This is a genomic window from Planctomonas sp. JC2975, from assembly GCF_012985205.1.
Taxonomy (GTDB): domain Bacteria; phylum Actinomycetota; class Actinomycetes; order Actinomycetales; family Microbacteriaceae; genus Humibacter.
In genome coordinates this window covers 425,336-442,515 of sequence record NZ_JABEKS010000002.1, presented here as the reverse complement: position 1 = coordinate 442,515, position 17,180 = coordinate 425,336, and the positions used below count along the sequence as shown (strand labels likewise).

Here is a 17,180-nt window from a genome sequence, read left to right as displayed (position 1 = left end):
AGGCTAAATCCTCGATGCCTGACAGCCCGCTTTCCGCCTCGCCGTACGACGTGCTCGGAGTGCCGACATCGGCGAGCCAGGACGAGCTGCGCAAGGCCTACCGCCGCATGCTCCGTCAGGCTCACCCCGACACCGGTGGATCCGACGCGCTGTTCGTCGCGGTCCAGCGCGCGTGGGCGGTCATCGGAACGCCGGAGGGCCGCGCCGAATACGACCGCGGACACGTGGTTCGCGAGCCGCAGCACACGTGGGCACCGCAACCGCCGCGCCCACCGCAGCAGCCGTCGCGACCGCAGACCCGCGCGTACGGGCATCCAGGCGGATTCTCCCGGGAGCGCTACCTGACGCTCATCCGAGAGTGGGTCGGACGCGGGCAGCAGCTTGCGGATCCGTACGACCCGGCACTGGTCCGTACGGCGCCGCGCGAGATCCGCCACGCACTAGCGGACGCCATCGCCGAGGAGAACACGGCGCGCGCCCTCACCTCGCTCGGCATCGGTTACACGGTGTGGCACGACGTGGATGCCACGGGCAGGCTCGCCGCCTCCGAAGGCCGTGTTGAGAAGATCGACCACGTCGTGCTCGGTCCGACCGGCCTGTTCGCCGTGCAGTCGGAGGACTGGGCGACCCCGGCGATCGTGCGGCGGGGGGATCTCGTGCCGCAGGGCGAGGCATCCGGATTCCAGCGGCAGCCGCTTCACGAGCTCGCCGGACGCGCTCGCACGCTCGGCAGGGCGGCGGGTGTCAAGTTCACGATCGCGGCCGTCGTCCTGCCGGATTCCGACCTCGAGCAGGCGATCACTGTCGTGGGTCGGTCGCGAGGGATCACGCTCGTCGCGGTGCAGGCATCCGTCGTGGCCCATCTGCTTCGCACCGGCGTCGCCGACACCCCGCGGCCCGACGGCACGACCCTCTTCGAGTTGCGCACGCGGCTGCAGCAGGGCATCCGCTTCGTCTGAGGGAGACAACGATGACGCCCGAACGCGATGACCTCACCGAAGTGTTCGACCACGTCTTCGATAGGCTCGCCACTCGCATGGACGGCCTCACCGACGACGAATGGGCGTGGCTGCCCACCTCGGATGACCGGGTGGGACTGCGGTGGAGGCTCGACCACATTGCCGACATGCTCGCCGAGGAACGGAACGCGGGCTGGCTCGGTGTCGCGACCGGCACCCGTCCGAATGGCGGTCATGCGCGCGGCGCCGACGAGGCACTCGCCCGTCTGACTGCCGCATTCCGCTGGTGGCGCGGCGTTCTCGTCACCGCCGGGGAGCAGTCACTCGCCGAACCGATCGGCGAACCCGCCGGACCGTACGGATCGGCGTCGCGTCGATCGTTCGTATTCCACGTCGCCGACGAGCTGATTCATCACGGCGCCGAGGCGGCGCTCTTACGGGACCTGTACGGCGCTCAGCGCCGTCAAGGAAACGCCTCGAGCGAGTGAGACTCGTACGGCATCGAGGCCGTCGGAGCCTCGGGGACCGACGCGCCTGGACGCGGCCTACTCGTCCTCGTCGAGCTCCCGCGGCTTGACGTAGGGATCCTCGTCGCCCGCATACTGAGCGGATGCCGCCAGCCCTGCCACCTGCGCGTCGCGCTCATGAGCCTCCCGCAGCAGGCCCTCGATGTGCTCTGCGTTCTCCGGGATCGCGTCGAGGATGAACTCGAGCGACGGGGTCAGGCGGGTCGTGATGTTCCTGCCCACTTCCGTGCGGAGCATTCCCGTCGCGGCTTTCAGAGCCGCTGCAGAATCGGTGCGCTCCTGCTCTGTGCCGTACACGGTGTAGAAGATGCTGGCGTGCTGAAGATCGCCGGTGACGCGCACATCCGTGATGGTCACGAAGCCCAGCCGGGGGTCGCGAAGACCCTTGTCCAGCCTCTTGGCGACGACCTCCTTGATGCGGTCTGCGAGCTTGCGTGCCCGTGCTTCGTCCGCCATCCTTCTCCCCTTACTCTTCTTTCCCTCACGTGCGATCGCCCAGCTGAACACGTCCACCGACGTGATTCTCGGGGTTCGGCATTCCCTTCAGGGGAATCCGGGTAGGGGTCCCCGCTCGCTTCCCGAAGGGAATGCCGAGCGGGAACCCCGTTCCCGTTTGGTCTGCCGTCAGACCCGCGGCTTTTCGCGCATCTCGATCGTCTCGATCTCGTCGCCGACCTGGATGTCGTTGAACTTGCCGAGGCCGATACCGGCTTCGAAGTCCGTGCGGACCTCGGTGACGTCGTCCTTGAACCGACGCAGCGACTCGATCGCGAGGTTGTCCCCCACGACCACGCCATCGCGGATGACCCGCGCCTTGGCGTTGCGCGTGATGGTTCCGCTGCGCACGTACACACCGGCGATGTTGCCGAACTTCGAGGAGCGGAACACCTCGCGGATCTCGGCCACACCGGACTGCACCTCTTCGAACTCGGGCTTGAGCATGCCCTTGAGCGAGTTCTCGATGTCGTCGATGGCGTTGTAGATGACGGAGTAGAACCGCACGTCGATGCCCTCGCGGGCTGCACGCTCGCGGGCCTTGACATCGGGGCGCACGTTGAACCCGATGACGATCGCGTTGTCGATCGTCGCGAGATCGATGTCGCTCTCGGTGATCGCACCCACACCGCGGTGCAGGATGCGCAGCTGAACGCTGTCGTCCACCTCGATCTTGAGCAGCGACTCCTCCAGAGCCTCGACGGCACCGGAGACGTCACCCTTGATGATGAGGTTGAGCGACTCGACCTTGCCCTCTTCGAGAGCACGGGTGAAGTCCTCGAGGCTGATGCGCTTGCGCGCCTTCGCCAGCTGGGCGTTACGCTCGGCTGCCTCGCGCTTCTCGGCGATCTGGCGTGCGGTGCGGTCCTCCTCGGTGACGAGGAAGGTGTCACCTGCACGCGGAACGCTCGACAGACCCTGCACCTGGACCGGACGCGACGGAAGCGCCTCGATGACGGCGTCGCCGTTCTCGTCCTGCATGGCACGCACGCGGCCGTAAGCGGTTCCGGCGACGATCGAGTCGCCGACGCGCAGCGTTCCGGACTGGATGAGCACGGTGGCAACCGCACCACGGCCCTTGTCGAGCTTGGCCTCGATGGCCACGCCACGGGCATCCTTGTCCGGGTTCGCCCGCAGGTCGAGACCGGCGTCGGCGGTGAGCAGGACTGCGTCGAGCAGGTCGGTGATGCCGATGTTCTCGCGTGCGGAGACGTCGACGAACATCGTGTCGCCGCCGTACTCCTCGGCGACCAGACCGAACTCGGTGAGCTGCTGGCGCACCTTGGCGGGGTTGGCATCCGGCTTGTCGATCTTGTTCACCGCGACCACGATCGGCACGTCGGCCGCCTGCATGTGGTTCAGTGCCTCGATCGTCTGGGGCATGATGCCGTCATCCGCCGCGACCACGAGGATCGCGATGTCGGACACCTGCGCACCGCGGGCACGCATGGCGGTGAACGCCTCGTGGCCAGGGGTGTCGATGAAGGTGATGGCACGCTCGGAGCCGTCGTGCTCCGTCGACACCTGGTACGCACCGATGTGCTGCGTGATGCCGCCGGCCTCGCCTGCGATGACGTTGGTCTGACGGATCGCGTCCAGCAGGCGCGTCTTTCCGTGGTCGACGTGGCCGACGACGGTGACCACGGGCGGGCGCGCCTTCAGGTCCTCGTCGGACTCGTCTTCGAGTTCGGCATCGAGGTCGATGTCGAAGCCCTCGAGCAGTTCCCTGTCTTCGTCCTCGGGCGACACGACCTGGATCTTGTAGCCCAGCTCTGCACCGAGCACCTCGAACGTCGCCTCGTCGAGCGACTCCGTGGCCGTCGCCATCTCACCGAGGTGGAACAGAACGGTCACGAGGTTGCCGGGGCTCGCGTCGATCTTGTCGGCGAAGTCGCTGATGGATGCGCCGCGACGCAGACGGATGACCGTGCTGCCGTCGCCGCGGGGAACGCTGACGCCACCGAGCGACGGGGCCTCCCGCATCTCGAATTCGGCTCTCTTCGTCCGCTTCGACTTGCGCGACTTGCTCTTGCTGCCACCACGGCCGAACGCACCGGCCGTGCCGCCGCCTGGGCCACGACCACGGCCGCCGCCACCTGCGGGACGAGGGCCGCCGAAGCCGCCACCCGGACGGTTGAAGCCGCCTGCGCCGGCGCCCGCACCGGCTCCTGCGCCGGCACCGCCGGGACGCTGGAAGCCACCTGGACGACCGCCGCCTGCGCCACCCGGACGCGGCCCGCGCTGCCCGGCGCCTGCCGGACGCGGGCCGCCGGGCCGCGGCGAACCGGGACGAGGAGCCTGCGGACGCGGGATGTTGCCCGGCGTCGGGCGCTGACCCATGCCCTGCGAGCTCGAGAACGGGTTGTTACCCGGACGCGGCGTGCCTGCCGGGCGCTGACCCATGCCCTGCGAGCTCGAGAACGGGTTGTTACCCGGACGCGGACCACCGGGACGCGGACCACCGGGACGCGGCGCGGAATCGGCCGGCTTCGGGCTCGCGGGCTTCGCATCCGCCGACTTCGCAGCAGCGGGCTTCGCCTCGGCAGCGGCGGGCGCCGGAGCCGGGGCCGGCGTTGCGGCCGGCGGCTTGGGCGCTGCGGGGCGCGGCGCGGCAGCACCGGCGGGCACCGTCGCGGGCGTGCCGGACTGCCTCGACGCCGGGGTCGCAACGGGCTTGGACGCCTCAGCGGGCGCAGCAGAACTGGCGCCCTCTGCCTGGAGGGCAGCCCTCAGCTTGCGAGCCACGGGGGGCTCGATGCTCGACGACGGTCCCTTGACGAATTCGCCGAGTTCCTTGAGCTTCGCGAGGGCGACCTTGCTGTCGACGCCGAGCTCGCTCGCGATCTCATGTACACGTGGTTTTGCAGCCACAATTCTCCTGTTCGGGGCTTGCCCGAGCAGGGGCAAGCCTTAGTGGTGGACGGGTCTCATTTCGAGCCGCTCATCAGTTGTCCATTAGCCGTTCAGCCTGTTCTCTAGTGGCCGGGTGTCCAGAGGTCCTTCAACCCGGAGCGCACGCCCGAAGGCCCTGCGCCGGATTGCTTTGTCGAGACACTCGGAAGTCGGATGCAACCACGCTCCTCGACCGGGCATCCGGGCGGACTCATCCACCACGAGGTGCGAATTCCGGGCGACGACCCTCAGAAGAGAGGATCGGGGGGCGCGGGAACGGCATCCGACGCACGTTCTCACGGACATAAGCTTACCCCACGCAGCCGAGACTGTATTTCGGACGAGGTCCTGCAACGGCACCGACGACGCCCGGTCTCACCGGTTCCGGATCTCGACAGGACATTCGGCTCGGAACATGCCGATCGGGTATGTTCTCGGAGGTTCCGAGCGGAGATGGCGGCTTCCGCGACATATGGCCGGGACTTGGCAGATCCGCCAAATGGCTCGGAATCGTGCTTCCGGCGGTGCTGCAGTTGACGCACCCCGATCGGGCATCTCATCGCGCGGGCTAAACGGGCATCCCGCTCATCCACTGGGCAGCCGATCGGCGACGGCGAACACACGGCACGCAGGGGGACCCGGAATCGCGCGCCCACGACGACCGCAAGATCGCCCAAGGCAAACGCCACAACCAAGCCCTCATCGCCCTCGCCCGACGCCGCTCCGACGTCCTCTACGCAATGATCCGCGACGGCACCTCTACCAACCAAAGGCGACCGAACCGGCAGCCGCATAGTCGATCTCAGGGACGGCGAAGCAAGTGATGAGTCGGCGTCTCACCGACGCTCGCGAAGCCCTCGCGCTCATAGAGTTGCTTCGCGCCGTCATTAATCCGGTGCACCTGCAGCAAGGTTCCACGACCGCGGTCCGCCGATCCGCTCACGACCCAGCGCAACGCTGCCGCCCCGATGCCCTCGCCCTGATGCGCGGGCTCAACCTCGATCAGCTCAAGCCAGGTATCACCGTCGCGCTCACCCAAATAGACAGCACCGACGTCGTGACCCTCCGCGACCACCACGAACACCTCGTGGTCATCGACAAGCGGGCGAAAGAACTCCTCCTGCTGCTCGACGACCCAAGGCCCGTAAGCTGCCTCAACGAGTTCGCGATGGGCAGCTTCGTGAAGCTCAAAGAGCCAACCCTCATCGTCCGCAACAGCCTTCCGCAGCTCAATCTCCATCGGAGCATTATCGCTGGAAAGAGATCCCGCCCACTTGACGATCCGCCTGCGGGCGCGTGGAGCCGCTCACGACCCAGGGTTGGCATTGACTCGAGGCTTCGAGGCTCTTCCGTTAGTATCTGCGTATGGATGCAGATAAGCCGATTTGTGGGCGTGAGCCGGACAGCCAGTACGTGGAGCTGGCTGTCGAGGTGTTCTCGATGCTCGCGGATGCGACACGGGTGCGGATCATTCTCGCGTTGCGGGATGTCGAGGAGCTGTCGGTGAACCATTTGGCGGACATCCTGGACAAGCAGCCGTCTGCGGTGTCGCAGCATTTGGCGAAGTTGCGTCTGGCACGGATCGTGGCGACCCGGCAGGACGGTCAGCGGGTGTTCTACCGGTTGGAGAACGAGCACGCGAAGCAGCTGGTGACCGACGCGATCTTCCAGGCCGAACACTCTCTCGGCGGTACGCCCCGCCACCACCACGCACAAACCGAGGCGTAGATCGTGACGCACCAGCACACACATGAGCATGAGCATGAGCACGGACACACATATGAGCATGAGCATGAGCACGGGCACTCGCATCCGCATGGTGGTGTGAAGGGGTTCTTGTACGACCTGTTCGTGCCACACACCCATGACGCCGCGGACTCTGTGGATGATGCGCTGGAGGCGAGCAAAGCCGGGGTGACGGCGGTCAAGGTGTCGATGTTCGTGCTGCTGGGGACGACTCTTCTGCAGTTCGTCTTTGTGCTCTTCACCGGGTCCGTGGCGCTGTTGGCGGACACGATCCACAACTTCGCGGATGCGCTGACCGCGGTTCCGTTGTGGATCGCGTTCGTCCTCGGCCGTCGTCTCGCGACTCGCCGCTACACGTATGGGTACGGTCGTGCGGAGGACCTGGCCGGGTTGTTCATCATCTTCGTGGTGGCGCTGTCCGCGGTGATCGCGGGATGGGAAGCGATCGACCGGTTCATCCATCCGCGCCCGGTGGAGAACGCGTGGTGGTTGATCGCGGCCGGCCTGATCGGGTTCGCCGGCAACGAGATCGTCGCGATCTACCGCATCCGCGTCGGCCGGAAGATCGGATCCGCCGCCCTGATCGCTGACGGTGTGCACGCCCGGCTGGATGGCATCACCTCGCTTTCCGTTGTGCTCGGAGCGATCGGTGTGTTGCTCGGATTCCCGCTGGCAGATCCGATCATCGGTCTGCTCATCGCGATCTCGATCCTGGTCCTGCTGTGGGGGACCGTGAAGTCCGTCGGCGCCCGCCTGATGGACGCGGTCGACCCGCACCTGATCGAGCGGGTCGAGCACACATTGCAGCACACCACCGGTGTCACCGGGGTGCAGAACGTGAAACTGCGGTGGTCAGGACATCGACTGCTGGGGTCCGCCGTCGTCACCACCGATGCGCTTGCCCTGCACGATGCGACCCATGTGGCCGAGCACGCTTCCGCGCACGTCCGTAGCGAGCTCCGCAACCTCGACGACTTCCGCGTCACCCCCGTGAACGCCAACAACTGACTACCCACCGATCACCAACCAGAAAGCAAAGGAACGACCCATGTCTGTTGTGAAGATCAACGCCATCAACGTCCCCGAAGGTCGCGGCGCTGACCTGGAAGCCCGATTCGCTGGTCGCACACGACGTCGACCAGCACATCGGCTTCGAAAGCTTCCAACTGCTGCGCCCCGTCAAGGGAGAAGACCGCTACTTCGTCGTCAGCACCTGGGCAAGCGAAGCCGACTACCAGGCATGGCGGGAAGGCCAAGCCGGCATGACCCACGGCGGCACCAACCCCGTCGCAACCGGCGCCGACCTCCTCGAATTCGAAGTCGTCGACCTCTAAAACACTGCAGCATCCCCGAAACCATCGCCAGCACTCCGGACACTGCAATCAGCGATCCACTAGCGCGCCGGAGGTTCGACCGATAATCGCCGATACTGTCGTCTCGCGAGAATTCGCAAGGAGGACGAATGGCGATCAGTACCGGAGCCTTAGTCGCGGTCATCACAACACTCATTTTTGTCCTGGTCGTAGCGTTCCTGATCGCTCGGCGCAGACGGTAGATTCCTCGACGCTCGCAAGCCGATCGGGTAACGGGTAGTTCAGTGCCCACGGGTGGCGGGATGCGGTTGGAGGCGGGTGTCGCTTGTCGTCATGTGTTCAGTTGGGCCCGTCGACCGACGACGTGCTGGCCTTGGTTGGCCGCATCACGGCCGAGAGCACCCCACCGATCAGCAGCAGAAGGCCAAGGCCGGCCACACCGAACAGCAGCGTTACTGTCGGTGCGGCATATTCCGCGGGCGTGCCGGCGTAGCGGTCCGACCAATCTCCCAACTTGGCGCCGTACATATAAGTCAGCACCACAATCGCCAGACCCATTGCGGCGCTCGCCCAACCCCACACAACTTGGAACATAACCAGGTTCTAGCAGACCCGACAGGACGATCCACCGCGCGCAGGCGGATCCACTAGCGCGCCGGAGGTTCGACCGATAATCGCCGATACTGTCGTCTCGCGAGAATTCGCAAGGAGGACGAATGGCGATCAGTACCGAAGCCTTAGTCGCGGTCATCACAACACTCATCGTTGTCCTGGTCGTAGCGTTCCTGATCGCTCGGCGCAGACGGTAGATTCCTCGACGCTCGCAAGCCGATCCCGCTGCGCGCAATGGGTATCGAGCTTCAGTGTGGGAGTTCTGAGGCGAAGTCCAACTCGATCATCGTGATGAGTTCGCGTGGGATCACCGCTGTCATGGTGCGGTCGTTATCGAGTTGCACGCCCAGGCCAAGGATGTGCGCGTTGGCGTCGACAACCGCGCCCGCACGCTGGTGCCCATCAACAGTGGCGGCGTAGCCGTCGTGGACATCGTGGGTGTCGATCACGGGCACCCACAGGCTGGGGTCGTCCTTCTGGTCGTGGTAGTCGTCGCGGTAGACATTGTTGAGGATGTAGTTCACGTGCCGCACGAGGGGGCCAGCTTGCGGCAGCGAAGTTCACGCTCATCATGCCGCGGACCATCTCATCATGGGGCAGAGAATCCGCCTGGCTCAGCGACCATTCGTACCCCGGTCAGGCGTACTGGCCCACGCATCGAGGCGGGCGCGCAGGAAGGCGACGGTCCGTGCCGCCAACCCCGCGCCGATCTCGACCGCAGGCTGCTTGGCGCCCTTGACGACGAAGCTATGGTCGCCCGGTACCCACTCCAGCGTGGCGTCCTGGCATGCGGCGACCGCATCCGTGAGCTGTTCGTGCGGGGCGACGAACGGGTCGGTCTCCCCGGAGAGGAAGAGCTGCGGTGCGGCGATCGCAGGCAGGTGCTCGACACGCGGATTCTCCGGCCCGCCGGGCGGATGCATCGGGTAGCCGAGGTAGACGAGCGCATCAGGGGCGATGCGGCCTTCGGCCGCGGCCATCGATGCCATACGCCCGCCGTACGAGCGGCCGCAGGCGACGATCGGGACGCCCGGGATCTGGTCGCGCAGGAACTCGTCGACCGCGGCCCATGTCGCGATCGCGTGGGAAACGGGGCCTGGCACCCGCCTGCCCGCCTCAGAGTAGGGGAAGTTGAAGCACAGGGCGGCGAGGCCGAGACTCGCGCACGCCCCGGCGAAGCCGACAAGGAACGGATTGTCCATGCGCGTCCCGGCCCCATGCGCAACGCCGATCGCGGCCCAGGGGTCAGCCTGGAGATGCAGCTCGGCCGATACCTCCACCTCGGCCGCCGACAGCGCGACGGTCAACCGCATCGAAGCGGATTCATCCACCCCAGCATCATCTCGCATGCGGACGCTCACAGGCTGTCGCCGACGAAGCCAGGCCGGAGCAGCTCGCCGCATCGACCATCATGATCACCCAGGGCTGAGCGGCCGATACTACAGCGAGCGTCGCAGCCTTCCTCGCCGGGGAGACCGCGTTCTGAGCTACACCCCGCGCCACTTGTCGCGCCAACGCCGTCACTTTCTTGGTAACCGAAGACGTACCCCAGGACCTTGCCGGGGCGGCCCTGGCGAAACCGAGGCGGCGAGTTGATTGTGGTGGGGTCGGTAACGGACTTGTCCTCACGCCACCAGCCGGACCAGGTTTTCCAGCTCGTTCGCGCGGCCGGCCAGGAGTCGCTCTGTCCACACGTCGTCGTGCAGCTCATCGACCTGCATGACGACGCGCGTCCCTCCCTCGACCGGCGTGAGGTCGACAACGGTCAGCTGCTCGTAAGGCTCGTGGTAGGGCACGAAGTCAACGACCGGGCGATAGCCGATCGCTGAGCGAACGGTTCGGTTCGGCGATATGGAACCGAAACGTGTTGGGGGTGCGGTAGGCGCCTGGGTCTGAATAGTTTGGGCTGGTGACGAGGTGGCGAGTGTCGTTCGGATGTGCGGCCGTTGCAATCCTTGTGGCATCTGCCTGCACGGGGTGCGTTGCCCGTGCGTGCGCGGGATCAGCGATGTTGGGTCCCGCCGTGTGGCTGGACGCGTCACCATGGCTGGCAGCTCATTCAGGTGAGCAACTGCGCGCCTGCTTTGACCAGCGCTGTCAGTAAATCGGCGTTGCGCGGCAACCAGTGCAACTCAGGCAGCTAGACAACAATCCAGTTACGCCGGAAAGGCTCACGATATCGACCACTGGTGCGGGTGGCCGGATGTTGTTCCATGAATCGCTCGTTCTGAAGGAGTCTGTCGAGCACGGCCCATGCGGAGACGTCCAGTTTTGGGGTCTGAACGCACGCGTCCAGCGCAACGGAGCAGTAAAGCTGCTTGGCTGGTCCGGCGGCTATCTCCCGCCGGCCACAATGCTCTCGACACCCGCAGCTACACCCTGACCGACGACCAACCGCCCGCACGCGCGATAGCCGATGCCACTGGCATCGCGCGCAGAGCACAGCGAGCCCTTCGGGGCTGAATGCCGCGTTCCTCGAGCTACCGCGTCGGCCTTTCGAGACTGCCGGATGGGCGATGCCACTGGCATCGCCCCGGCTGCCGCCTTGCGCGAAGCTCGCTATTCCGCCGTATCCGGCTGAATATCGATCTTCGCGCCCGTCAGCTTGGCGGCGAGACGGGCGTTCTGCCCCTCCTTGCCGATCGCGAGGGACAGCTGGTAGTCCGGCACCAGAGCGCGGACCGCCTTCAGGGACTCGTCCACGACGAAGGCGCGCGTCACCTTGGCCGGCGACAGGGCGCTCGCCACGAACGTGGAGAGATCTGGCGAATAGTCGACGATGTCGATCTTCTCGTTGTTCAGCTCCGACGTGACAGCGCGAACGCGCTGGCCGAGTTCGCCGATGCACGCGCCCTTCGCGTTCACGCCCGGCTGGTTGGCCCGCACGGCGATCTTGGTACGGTGGCCGGCCTCGCGTGCCAGAGACACGATCTCGACGACGCCGCTGGCGATCTCCGGCACCTCGAGTGCGAACAGCTTGCGCACCAGAGCGGGGTGCGTACGGGAGACCGTGATCGACGGGCCCTTCGGTCCCTTCGAAACGCTGGTCACGTACACCCGGATCCGCGATCCGTGCGCGTAGTCCTCGCCGGGCACCTGCTCCTCCGGCGGCAGGATCGCCTCGACGCTGCCCAGGTCGACGTGGATCATTCGCGGGTTCGGGCCCTGCTGGATGACACCGGCGACCACGTCGCCCTCTCGACCCTTGAACTCGCCGAGCACGGCGTCGTCCTGGATGTCGCGCAGCCGCTGGTTGATCACCTGCTTCGCCGCGAACGCCGCGATGCGGCCGAAGTCGCTCGGGCTGTCCTCCGACTCGCCGACGATGACGCCCTCGTCGTCGAACTCCGGCACATAGACCGTCACGTGGCCGGTCTTCCGGTCGAGGTGCACGCGCGCAGCGGGCGCTTCTTCGCTGTGACCCTGGCTGTGCCTGTGCTCCGCCTGGTTCGTGTGCTTGAGGTAGGCCGTCAGAATCGCCTGCTCGATGATTTCCACGAGTTCGTCGAACGGGATCTCCCGCTCTCGTTCCATCAGGCGCAAGACGCTGAGGTCGATGTCCACCTTCGGCCCCCTTTATTCAGTTCGTCGTTGTTTTCATTCGAACGCCCGCAGTCCTTCGAGGACCTGCGGGCATCACACCTTCGCCCTTCTGAGGGCTGACACACCAGGATAGCGGATGAGCGCCTCGCCGTCACCGGTCGGCGAACATGGATGACGGCACGACGGCACCTTCGGATATCGGCGCCGAACGGAGCACGAGGCGACGGCGCCTGCCAACCTCCGACGCCGCCGCCCTCGTGTACCCGGTGCCGTCAGCCGCGCGCCGTCCACTCCGTGTTCGGGGTGCGCAGCGCGACCACCGCGACGAGGCTCAACCCAACGACCTCCAACGCTCCCCCACCAACGGCTGCCCACTCGCCTGCACCGAGGATGTTCGCGAGATGTCCGACGGTCCAGCAGGCGATCAGCAGGCCGGACCACCACGGGATCCCGGTGCGCCGCGCGCCCAGGATCACCGCGAGTCCGAGGAGCAGCGTGCCGAGAAGGTTGCCCACCACGAAAACTAGGAAGACCGCGACGGCGGCCGGAATTGCCTGCGTGTCATCCAGTGCCGCTCCTGCCGCCTTCCTCGACACGTCGGACTGCGCCAGAGCCAGCGTGCCGAAGTTCGTGAAGACGATGCCGAAGTAGCAGACGTAGCCGGCGATCATCAGCCCCGCGGCCCAGAGAGCGAGGCGCGGCCTCGCAGGACGCAGCGTCCGCAGCGCCGCGAGCATGCCGGGGACGGCGAGAAGACATCCGAGCAAGGCCAACAGTGTGGCCGCGAGCATCGCTGTCGCGTGCGACGCGTAGAACTGGATCGTCTGCTCGCCGGACCCGCTGTCGCCGGCATTCCCGGTGGACGCCGCGGCGTAGAGGGTGTTGCAGGCCAACTGGCAGGCGAAGGCCAGCGGAAGTGCGACGGCTCCCGCGATGCGCCGGAAGCCGGCCGTCGGATCCGTGCGCGCGTCAGTGCTGGTCTGCGCGGCGCCGTTCTGGGTTGTGTCTGCCTGGGCGGTGCCGGTCCGGGCGGTTCGTTCCTGGGCGGTGCGTGCCTCTGTCATGATCTCCTCCTGTCGCGGATGCCCCTGCATCCGCTCGACCACGACGCTCCTCCTGCCGCTGGGCGCCGGCATCGGTGCCGCCACCGGACCACTCTCCGTACTGCCACGGATACCGCCACGGACGGCGCGACCCTATGGTTCTGTCATGGAGCCGATATCAGGCGCATCCACGTCACTGCGGAGCCGCTCGCGACTTCCCGGCACGTCCGTCGCGGTCGTCGTGATCGCTGCCGCCACAGTGCTCGCGGCGATCCTGATCCTCACCTACGCGGGCGACGCCCTGAACCCTCCGTGGCAGGTGGCGGCCGCGTTCGCGATCGGGGCGCTGGAGACGGGATTCGCGCTCGTCGTCGCCCGCGGCGCACCGGGCGACGTGACTGCCCCGCTGCTGGCCGCGCTCGGCCTCATCGTGGTGACGACCAACAGTGTGGACACGCCCGCCGACGGTGTCTTCGCCGGGGACTGGATGCTGCTGTACCTGCCGCTCGCGCTGATCCTGTTGCTCCTGCCGACGGGGCGTCCGGCGACGCGGTTCTGGCGCTGGGTCACCTGGACGCTGTGCAGCGCTGTCGGCGCGTTCATCCTGGTGTGCGCCGCGCAGGCGATCTGGCCGCAGGCATCCGAGGCGCTGATAGTGCCGACCTTGGTGCTGCTTTTCGGTTTCTTCGGATGCCTCATCGCGTGCGCGGTCGCGCCATTCGCCCGATACCGGCACGCCAGCGAGCTCGAGCAGATCCGGCTGCGCTGGCTCCTCGTCGCCGGGCTCTCGGTTCCGCTCACCCTGCTGCTGTGCTGGGCGAGCTACCTCGCGATCGGGGTGCCCGACCTCGTGGTGTTCGGCCTGCTCGTGATGTTCGTGGCCGTTCCGGCTGGCGCGACGATCTCGCTCACCCGACCCCAGCTCTTCGACGTCGACCGCGCCACCTCGGCGATCGCCACTGCTCTCACCCTGGCCGCGATCGCCCTCGTCGGCCTGACGCTCGCGAGCATTGCGGTCGGGGAGACGATGGACGAATGGCCGTCGATCTCCGCCGCCGTGGTCACCGCCGGCGCCACGTTCGGCGCCGTGCTGGCCTTCCCGTTCGCACGGCACGGGTTCGACCGAATGCTGTATCCGGAACGGGCGCGCACCGTCGCGCGGCTGCACCGGATGACCTCACGGGTCGACGCCGGTCTCGCCGAGCCGGAGGTGGTGCAGGAGGTGCTGCGGGAGGCGTTGCGGGATCCGCGGCTCGTCGTCGCCTACCGCCGCCTCGCCGACCATGAACTCGTCGGGCTCGACGGGACACCGGTCGGCGCCGCAGGAGTGCTCGCCACCGTGCGGTCCCGCGGCGAGGAGATCGGCGCGATCATCCCCTCGCCTGCACATGTCAAGCGTCCGGCCGCCGCGATCGCGCGCGCTGCCGCACCGCTGGTGGACTCCGTGCGCGTGCGGTCCGAACTCGCGCTCGCCGCCGCCGAGGTCGAGGCCTCGCGCGAGCGGCTGCTCCGCGCGGGCTACGAGGAGCGCAGGCGGCTCGAACGTGATCTGCACGACGGCGCCCAGCAACGGCTGGTGGCCCTCGGCATGCGGCTGCGGGTGCTGCAGCGCGCGGCCGACGCGGATGGGCCGGTCGCCGCAGCCCTCGACGATGCCGTCGCCCAGCTCGGAACCGCTGTCGCAGAGCTGCGTCAGCTGGCGCACGGGGTGCGGCCGAGCGCTCTCGACGACGGGCTGGCCGCGGCACTGGCCGAGCTGGAGCGGTCGTCGCCGCAGACGCTCGAGCTCGACATCCGTGCGGGCGACCTGCCGGATGCCGTGGCCACCACCGCGTACTACGTCGTGAACGAGGCGGTCGCCAACGCTCTTCGGCACGCCGAGGCGGAGCGCGTCCTGGTGCGGGTGCGCGAGGCCGACGGGACCCTGCTCGTGCGCGTGTCGGACGACGGACGCGGCGGCGCGGCGCCCCGCTCCACCGGCGGCCTCACCGGACTCTCCGACCGGGTCGCGGCACTCGGCGGCAGGCTGTCAGTCGCCTCGACCTCGGGCAGGGGCACCGTCGTGGAGGCGAGGATCCCGTGCGCATCGTGATCGGAGAGGACTCCGCGCTCTTCCGAGAGGGTCTCGCCGCGTTGCTGGAGTCCGCCGGACACGAGATCGTCGGCCGGGCATCCACGGGACCGACCGCGGTCGGCCAGGTGCGCGCCCAGCGTCCCGACATCGTCGTGCTCGACATCCGCATGCCCTCGGACGACGAGGGCATCGCCGCCGCGCTCGAGATCCGTGCGTGGAATCCGCCGACGCCCGTGATGCTGCTGTCGCAGCACATCGAGACGCGCCGCACGCTCGAGCTCGTCACCTCCGGCGGCATCGGGTACCTGCTGAAGGACCGCGTGCTCGACGTGGACGAGTTCCTGCTCGCACTCGAACGCGTCGCGGGAGGCGGCACAGCATTGGATCCGGATGTCGTCACGCGCCTCCTCGGGGCAGCGCGCTCGACATCCGTGCTGGATGCCCTCACCCCGCGCGAGTTGGACGTGCTCGGCCTCATGGCCGAAGGGTGGTCGAACGCGGCGATCGGGGCACGGCTCTTCCTCTCCGAGCGCACGGTCGAGACGCACATCGGCAGCGTCTTCGCCAAGCTCGGGCTCGCGGACTCCCCCGACGGCCACCGGCGCGTGCGCGCGATCCTCGCCTATCTCGAGGCCAAGACCGCCTGACTCCAGACCCTTCCGACGCCGGCGATGTCCGACGCCGGAAAGACCCGGCGTCTGTGCAGTGACGCGGATGCCGCGCCCGTGCGGACATCCGTGCCAGCACGCATCGGGATCGGGCGCTGCCACGGTGGGCGGCGGCGGCAGGCCCGACGAGCCTGGAGTCACAGGCCCGGATCGCGGGCCGGAGTCGAAGGGAAACGACCATGGTCAACGCATCCGTCACGTTCGCCCGACCGCTTAAGGCGGCCCGCATCGGCACCGTCATCTCGCTGGCGCTCGTCGCCGCGGACATCCTGGGCACGGTGTTCATCGCGATACCGGCGAACGCGCCTTTCGCCGTCTTCGTCGTGGGAGGCGTGCTCGACGTGCTCACGATCGTCGGCGCAGTCGACGCCTGGCGCGGCGCGAGGTGGGGCATCTGGCTCACGGCCATCAGCCGGGCGCTGTCGGCGCTCACTATCCTTCCGCTGCTGCTGGAGCCCGCGGCGGCGCCCGTCGGCGCGCTCGTCGTCGCCTGGCTGGAGCTCGCGGTCGCCGCGGTCGCGGTCGTGTTCCTCATCGTAGGGTTGCGGCGGCGCTGAGGCGGCGGAGCTTCAGTCTCGGATGCGCGGGGATGCGGCACTCGGAACGCACCCACGGAGTCCGCACGCACGAAAAGCGCTCGGAACCTGCGCACCCACACCACGGAACGCACCGCAGGATGCGGTCCCTCGTTCGAGGCGACCGCATCCTCCGATGTTCAGCTCGTCGGCCCTGGTCAGAGGCCCGGGCCGTCTCCGCGGGGCGCAGCGCCGTGCACGATCAGCCAGGCGAACAGCAGCTCGAGCAGGATCGTGATCCCTGCGCTCAGCGGTGCGATGAGGGGCAGCCCGTCTGTGAAGACCAGCACGAACGGCGGGAGAAGGCCGAGGATCGCGACGAGTTGCAGCGCCGCGACCCATACCGCCGGTCGGCGGTTGCCCATCCACGCGAACGGCAGCAGTACGAGGGTCGCGATGGCGATGGCGGGCGTGAGAACGGCGAGGCCGATCACGACCGCATCCCACGGCGTGCCGTTCAGGCCGATGTCGGTGACCGCGGGGAGCGCGTTCAGGATGCTGACCAGTGCGGCCAGCACCAGGCCGATGCGCAGCGCGACCGGATGACGAGGTCGGATGCGCGTGCCCCTCGTCGTTGCGACCGCATTCGCTGTGGTGCTCATGGTGACTCCTTCTCGTAGTGGCTTCTCGTCCCGGGCCCCGTGCCGGTTCGTCGTGCAGGCGGGGTTCGCCTCGGCGACGACGGCCGCCGCGCGGCGACCGCTGCGGACAGCGTTCCGGGCACCAGGCGACA

Annotated in this window: 18 protein-coding genes and 2 pseudogenes; 9 read left to right on the top strand and 11 right to left on the bottom strand. The window is 67.6% G+C overall.

The window, feature by feature from the left end:
- Positions 1-14 precede the first annotated feature (14 nt).
- Both HII28_RS15430 and HII28_RS15425 read left to right on the top strand, forming a co-directional pair.
- Complete coding sequence (locus tag HII28_RS15430) at positions 15-959, top strand: DnaJ domain-containing protein (RefSeq protein ID WP_170026677.1); 945 nt, start codon at positions 15-17, stop codon at positions 957-959.
- Between the two features lie 11 nt (positions 960-970).
- On the top strand, positions 971-1,447 hold the full coding sequence (locus tag HII28_RS15425) for a DinB family protein (RefSeq protein WP_170026675.1): 477 nt from the start codon (positions 971-973) through the stop codon (positions 1,445-1,447).
- A 57-nt stretch (positions 1,448-1,504) separates the two neighbouring features.
- Here HII28_RS15425 and rbfA read toward each other — a convergent pair whose 3' ends face one another.
- From rbfA to HII28_RS15410, 3 genes are all read right to left on the bottom strand, one after another.
- Positions 1,505-1,942: a 30S ribosome-binding factor RbfA gene (rbfA, locus tag HII28_RS15420; protein WP_170026673.1), complete on the bottom strand. Its 438-nt coding sequence runs from the start codon at positions 1,940-1,942 to the stop codon at positions 1,505-1,507.
- 168 nt (positions 1,943-2,110) lie between these two features.
- The gene (gene infB / locus HII28_RS15415) at positions 2,111-4,852 is read right to left on the bottom strand and encodes a translation initiation factor IF-2 (protein ID WP_170026671.1); all 2,742 of its coding nucleotides are present in this window, start codon (positions 4,850-4,852) and stop codon (positions 2,111-2,113) included.
- Positions 4,853-4,936: 84 nt separating this feature from the next.
- Complete coding sequence (locus HII28_RS15410; protein ID WP_170026669.1) at positions 4,937-5,179, bottom strand: YlxR family protein; 243 nt, start codon at positions 5,177-5,179, stop codon at positions 4,937-4,939.
- A gap of 329 nt (positions 5,180-5,508) precedes the next feature.
- Between HII28_RS15410 and HII28_RS15405 the strand changes: the two are divergent.
- Positions 5,509-5,697 (top strand): annotated as a pseudogene (locus tag HII28_RS15405) (hypothetical protein); the annotation flags it as partial.
- Here HII28_RS15405 and HII28_RS15400 read toward each other — a convergent pair.
- The gene (locus HII28_RS15400; RefSeq protein ID WP_170026667.1) at positions 5,676-6,113 is read right to left on the bottom strand and encodes a GNAT family N-acetyltransferase; all 438 of its coding nucleotides are present in this window, start codon (positions 6,111-6,113) and stop codon (positions 5,676-5,678) included. The pseudogene HII28_RS15405 and the gene HII28_RS15400 overlap by 22 nt on opposite strands.
- Positions 6,114-6,238: 125 nt before the next feature.
- Between HII28_RS15400 and HII28_RS15395 the strand changes: the two genes are divergently transcribed.
- From HII28_RS15395 to HII28_RS15385, 3 genes and pseudogenes are all read left to right on the top strand, one after another.
- Positions 6,239-6,601 carry a metalloregulator ArsR/SmtB family transcription factor gene (locus HII28_RS15395; protein WP_170026665.1) on the top strand — a complete coding sequence of 121 codons (363 nt, stop codon included), beginning with the start codon at positions 6,239-6,241 and terminating at the stop codon, positions 6,599-6,601.
- Between the two features lie 3 nt (positions 6,602-6,604).
- On the top strand, positions 6,605-7,627 hold the full coding sequence (locus HII28_RS15390) for a cation diffusion facilitator family transporter (RefSeq protein WP_346769359.1): 1,023 nt from the start codon (positions 6,605-6,607) through the stop codon (positions 7,625-7,627).
- Between the two features lie 40 nt (positions 7,628-7,667).
- A pseudogene (locus HII28_RS15385) lies at positions 7,668-7,953 on the top strand (antibiotic biosynthesis monooxygenase).
- 318 nt (positions 7,954-8,271) lie between these two features.
- Here HII28_RS15385 and HII28_RS15380 read toward each other — a convergent pair.
- The 6 genes from HII28_RS15380 to HII28_RS15355 all read right to left on the bottom strand — a co-directional run bounded on the left by HII28_RS15380 (position 8,272) and on the right by HII28_RS15355 (position 13,151).
- Positions 8,272-8,490, bottom strand: a complete 219-nt coding sequence (locus HII28_RS15380; protein ID WP_170026664.1) for a hypothetical protein — start codon at positions 8,488-8,490, stop codon at positions 8,272-8,274.
- 302 nt (positions 8,491-8,792) lie between these two features.
- The gene (locus HII28_RS15375) at positions 8,793-9,068 is read right to left on the bottom strand and encodes a hypothetical protein (protein ID WP_170026662.1); all 276 of its coding nucleotides are present in this window, start codon (positions 9,066-9,068) and stop codon (positions 8,793-8,795) included.
- A gap of 90 nt (positions 9,069-9,158) precedes the next feature.
- Positions 9,159-9,857, bottom strand: a complete 699-nt coding sequence (locus HII28_RS15370; protein ID WP_170026880.1) for an alpha/beta family hydrolase — start codon at positions 9,855-9,857, stop codon at positions 9,159-9,161.
- Positions 9,858-10,169: 312 nt separating this feature from the next.
- Positions 10,170-10,340 carry a hypothetical protein gene (locus HII28_RS15365; protein WP_240978112.1) on the bottom strand — a complete coding sequence of 57 codons (171 nt, stop codon included), beginning with the start codon at positions 10,338-10,340 and terminating at the stop codon, positions 10,170-10,172.
- 763 nt (positions 10,341-11,103) lie between these two features.
- On the bottom strand, positions 11,104-12,108 hold the full coding sequence (nusA, locus tag HII28_RS15360) for a transcription termination factor NusA (protein WP_170026660.1): 1,005 nt from the start codon (positions 12,106-12,108) through the stop codon (positions 11,104-11,106).
- 251 nt (positions 12,109-12,359) lie between these two features.
- Positions 12,360-13,151: a hypothetical protein gene (locus HII28_RS15355; RefSeq protein ID WP_170026658.1), complete on the bottom strand. Its 792-nt coding sequence runs from the start codon at positions 13,149-13,151 to the stop codon at positions 12,360-12,362.
- Between the two features lie 145 nt (positions 13,152-13,296).
- Here HII28_RS15355 and HII28_RS15350 point away from each other — a divergent pair, with 145 nt between their 5' ends.
- The 3 genes from HII28_RS15350 (at position 13,297) to HII28_RS15340 (ending at position 16,429) form a co-directional block, all read left to right on the top strand.
- On the top strand, positions 13,297-15,222 hold the full coding sequence (locus HII28_RS15350; RefSeq protein WP_170026656.1) for a sensor histidine kinase: 1,926 nt from the start codon (positions 13,297-13,299) through the stop codon (positions 15,220-15,222).
- Complete coding sequence (locus HII28_RS15345; RefSeq protein ID WP_170026654.1) at positions 15,210-15,851, top strand: response regulator transcription factor; 642 nt, start codon at positions 15,210-15,212, stop codon at positions 15,849-15,851. Before HII28_RS15350 ends, HII28_RS15345 begins: the two co-directional genes overlap by 13 nt.
- Before the next feature lie 200 nt (positions 15,852-16,051).
- Positions 16,052-16,429, top strand: coding sequence for a hypothetical protein (locus tag HII28_RS15340; RefSeq protein ID WP_170026652.1), 378 nt, complete (start codon positions 16,052-16,054; stop codon positions 16,427-16,429).
- 176 nt (positions 16,430-16,605) lie between these two features.
- Here HII28_RS15340 and HII28_RS15335 read toward each other — a convergent pair whose 3' ends face one another.
- On the bottom strand, positions 16,606-17,049 hold the full coding sequence (locus tag HII28_RS15335) for a hypothetical protein (RefSeq protein ID WP_170026650.1): 444 nt from the start codon (positions 17,047-17,049) through the stop codon (positions 16,606-16,608).
- Positions 17,050-17,180: the final 131 nt, after the last annotated feature.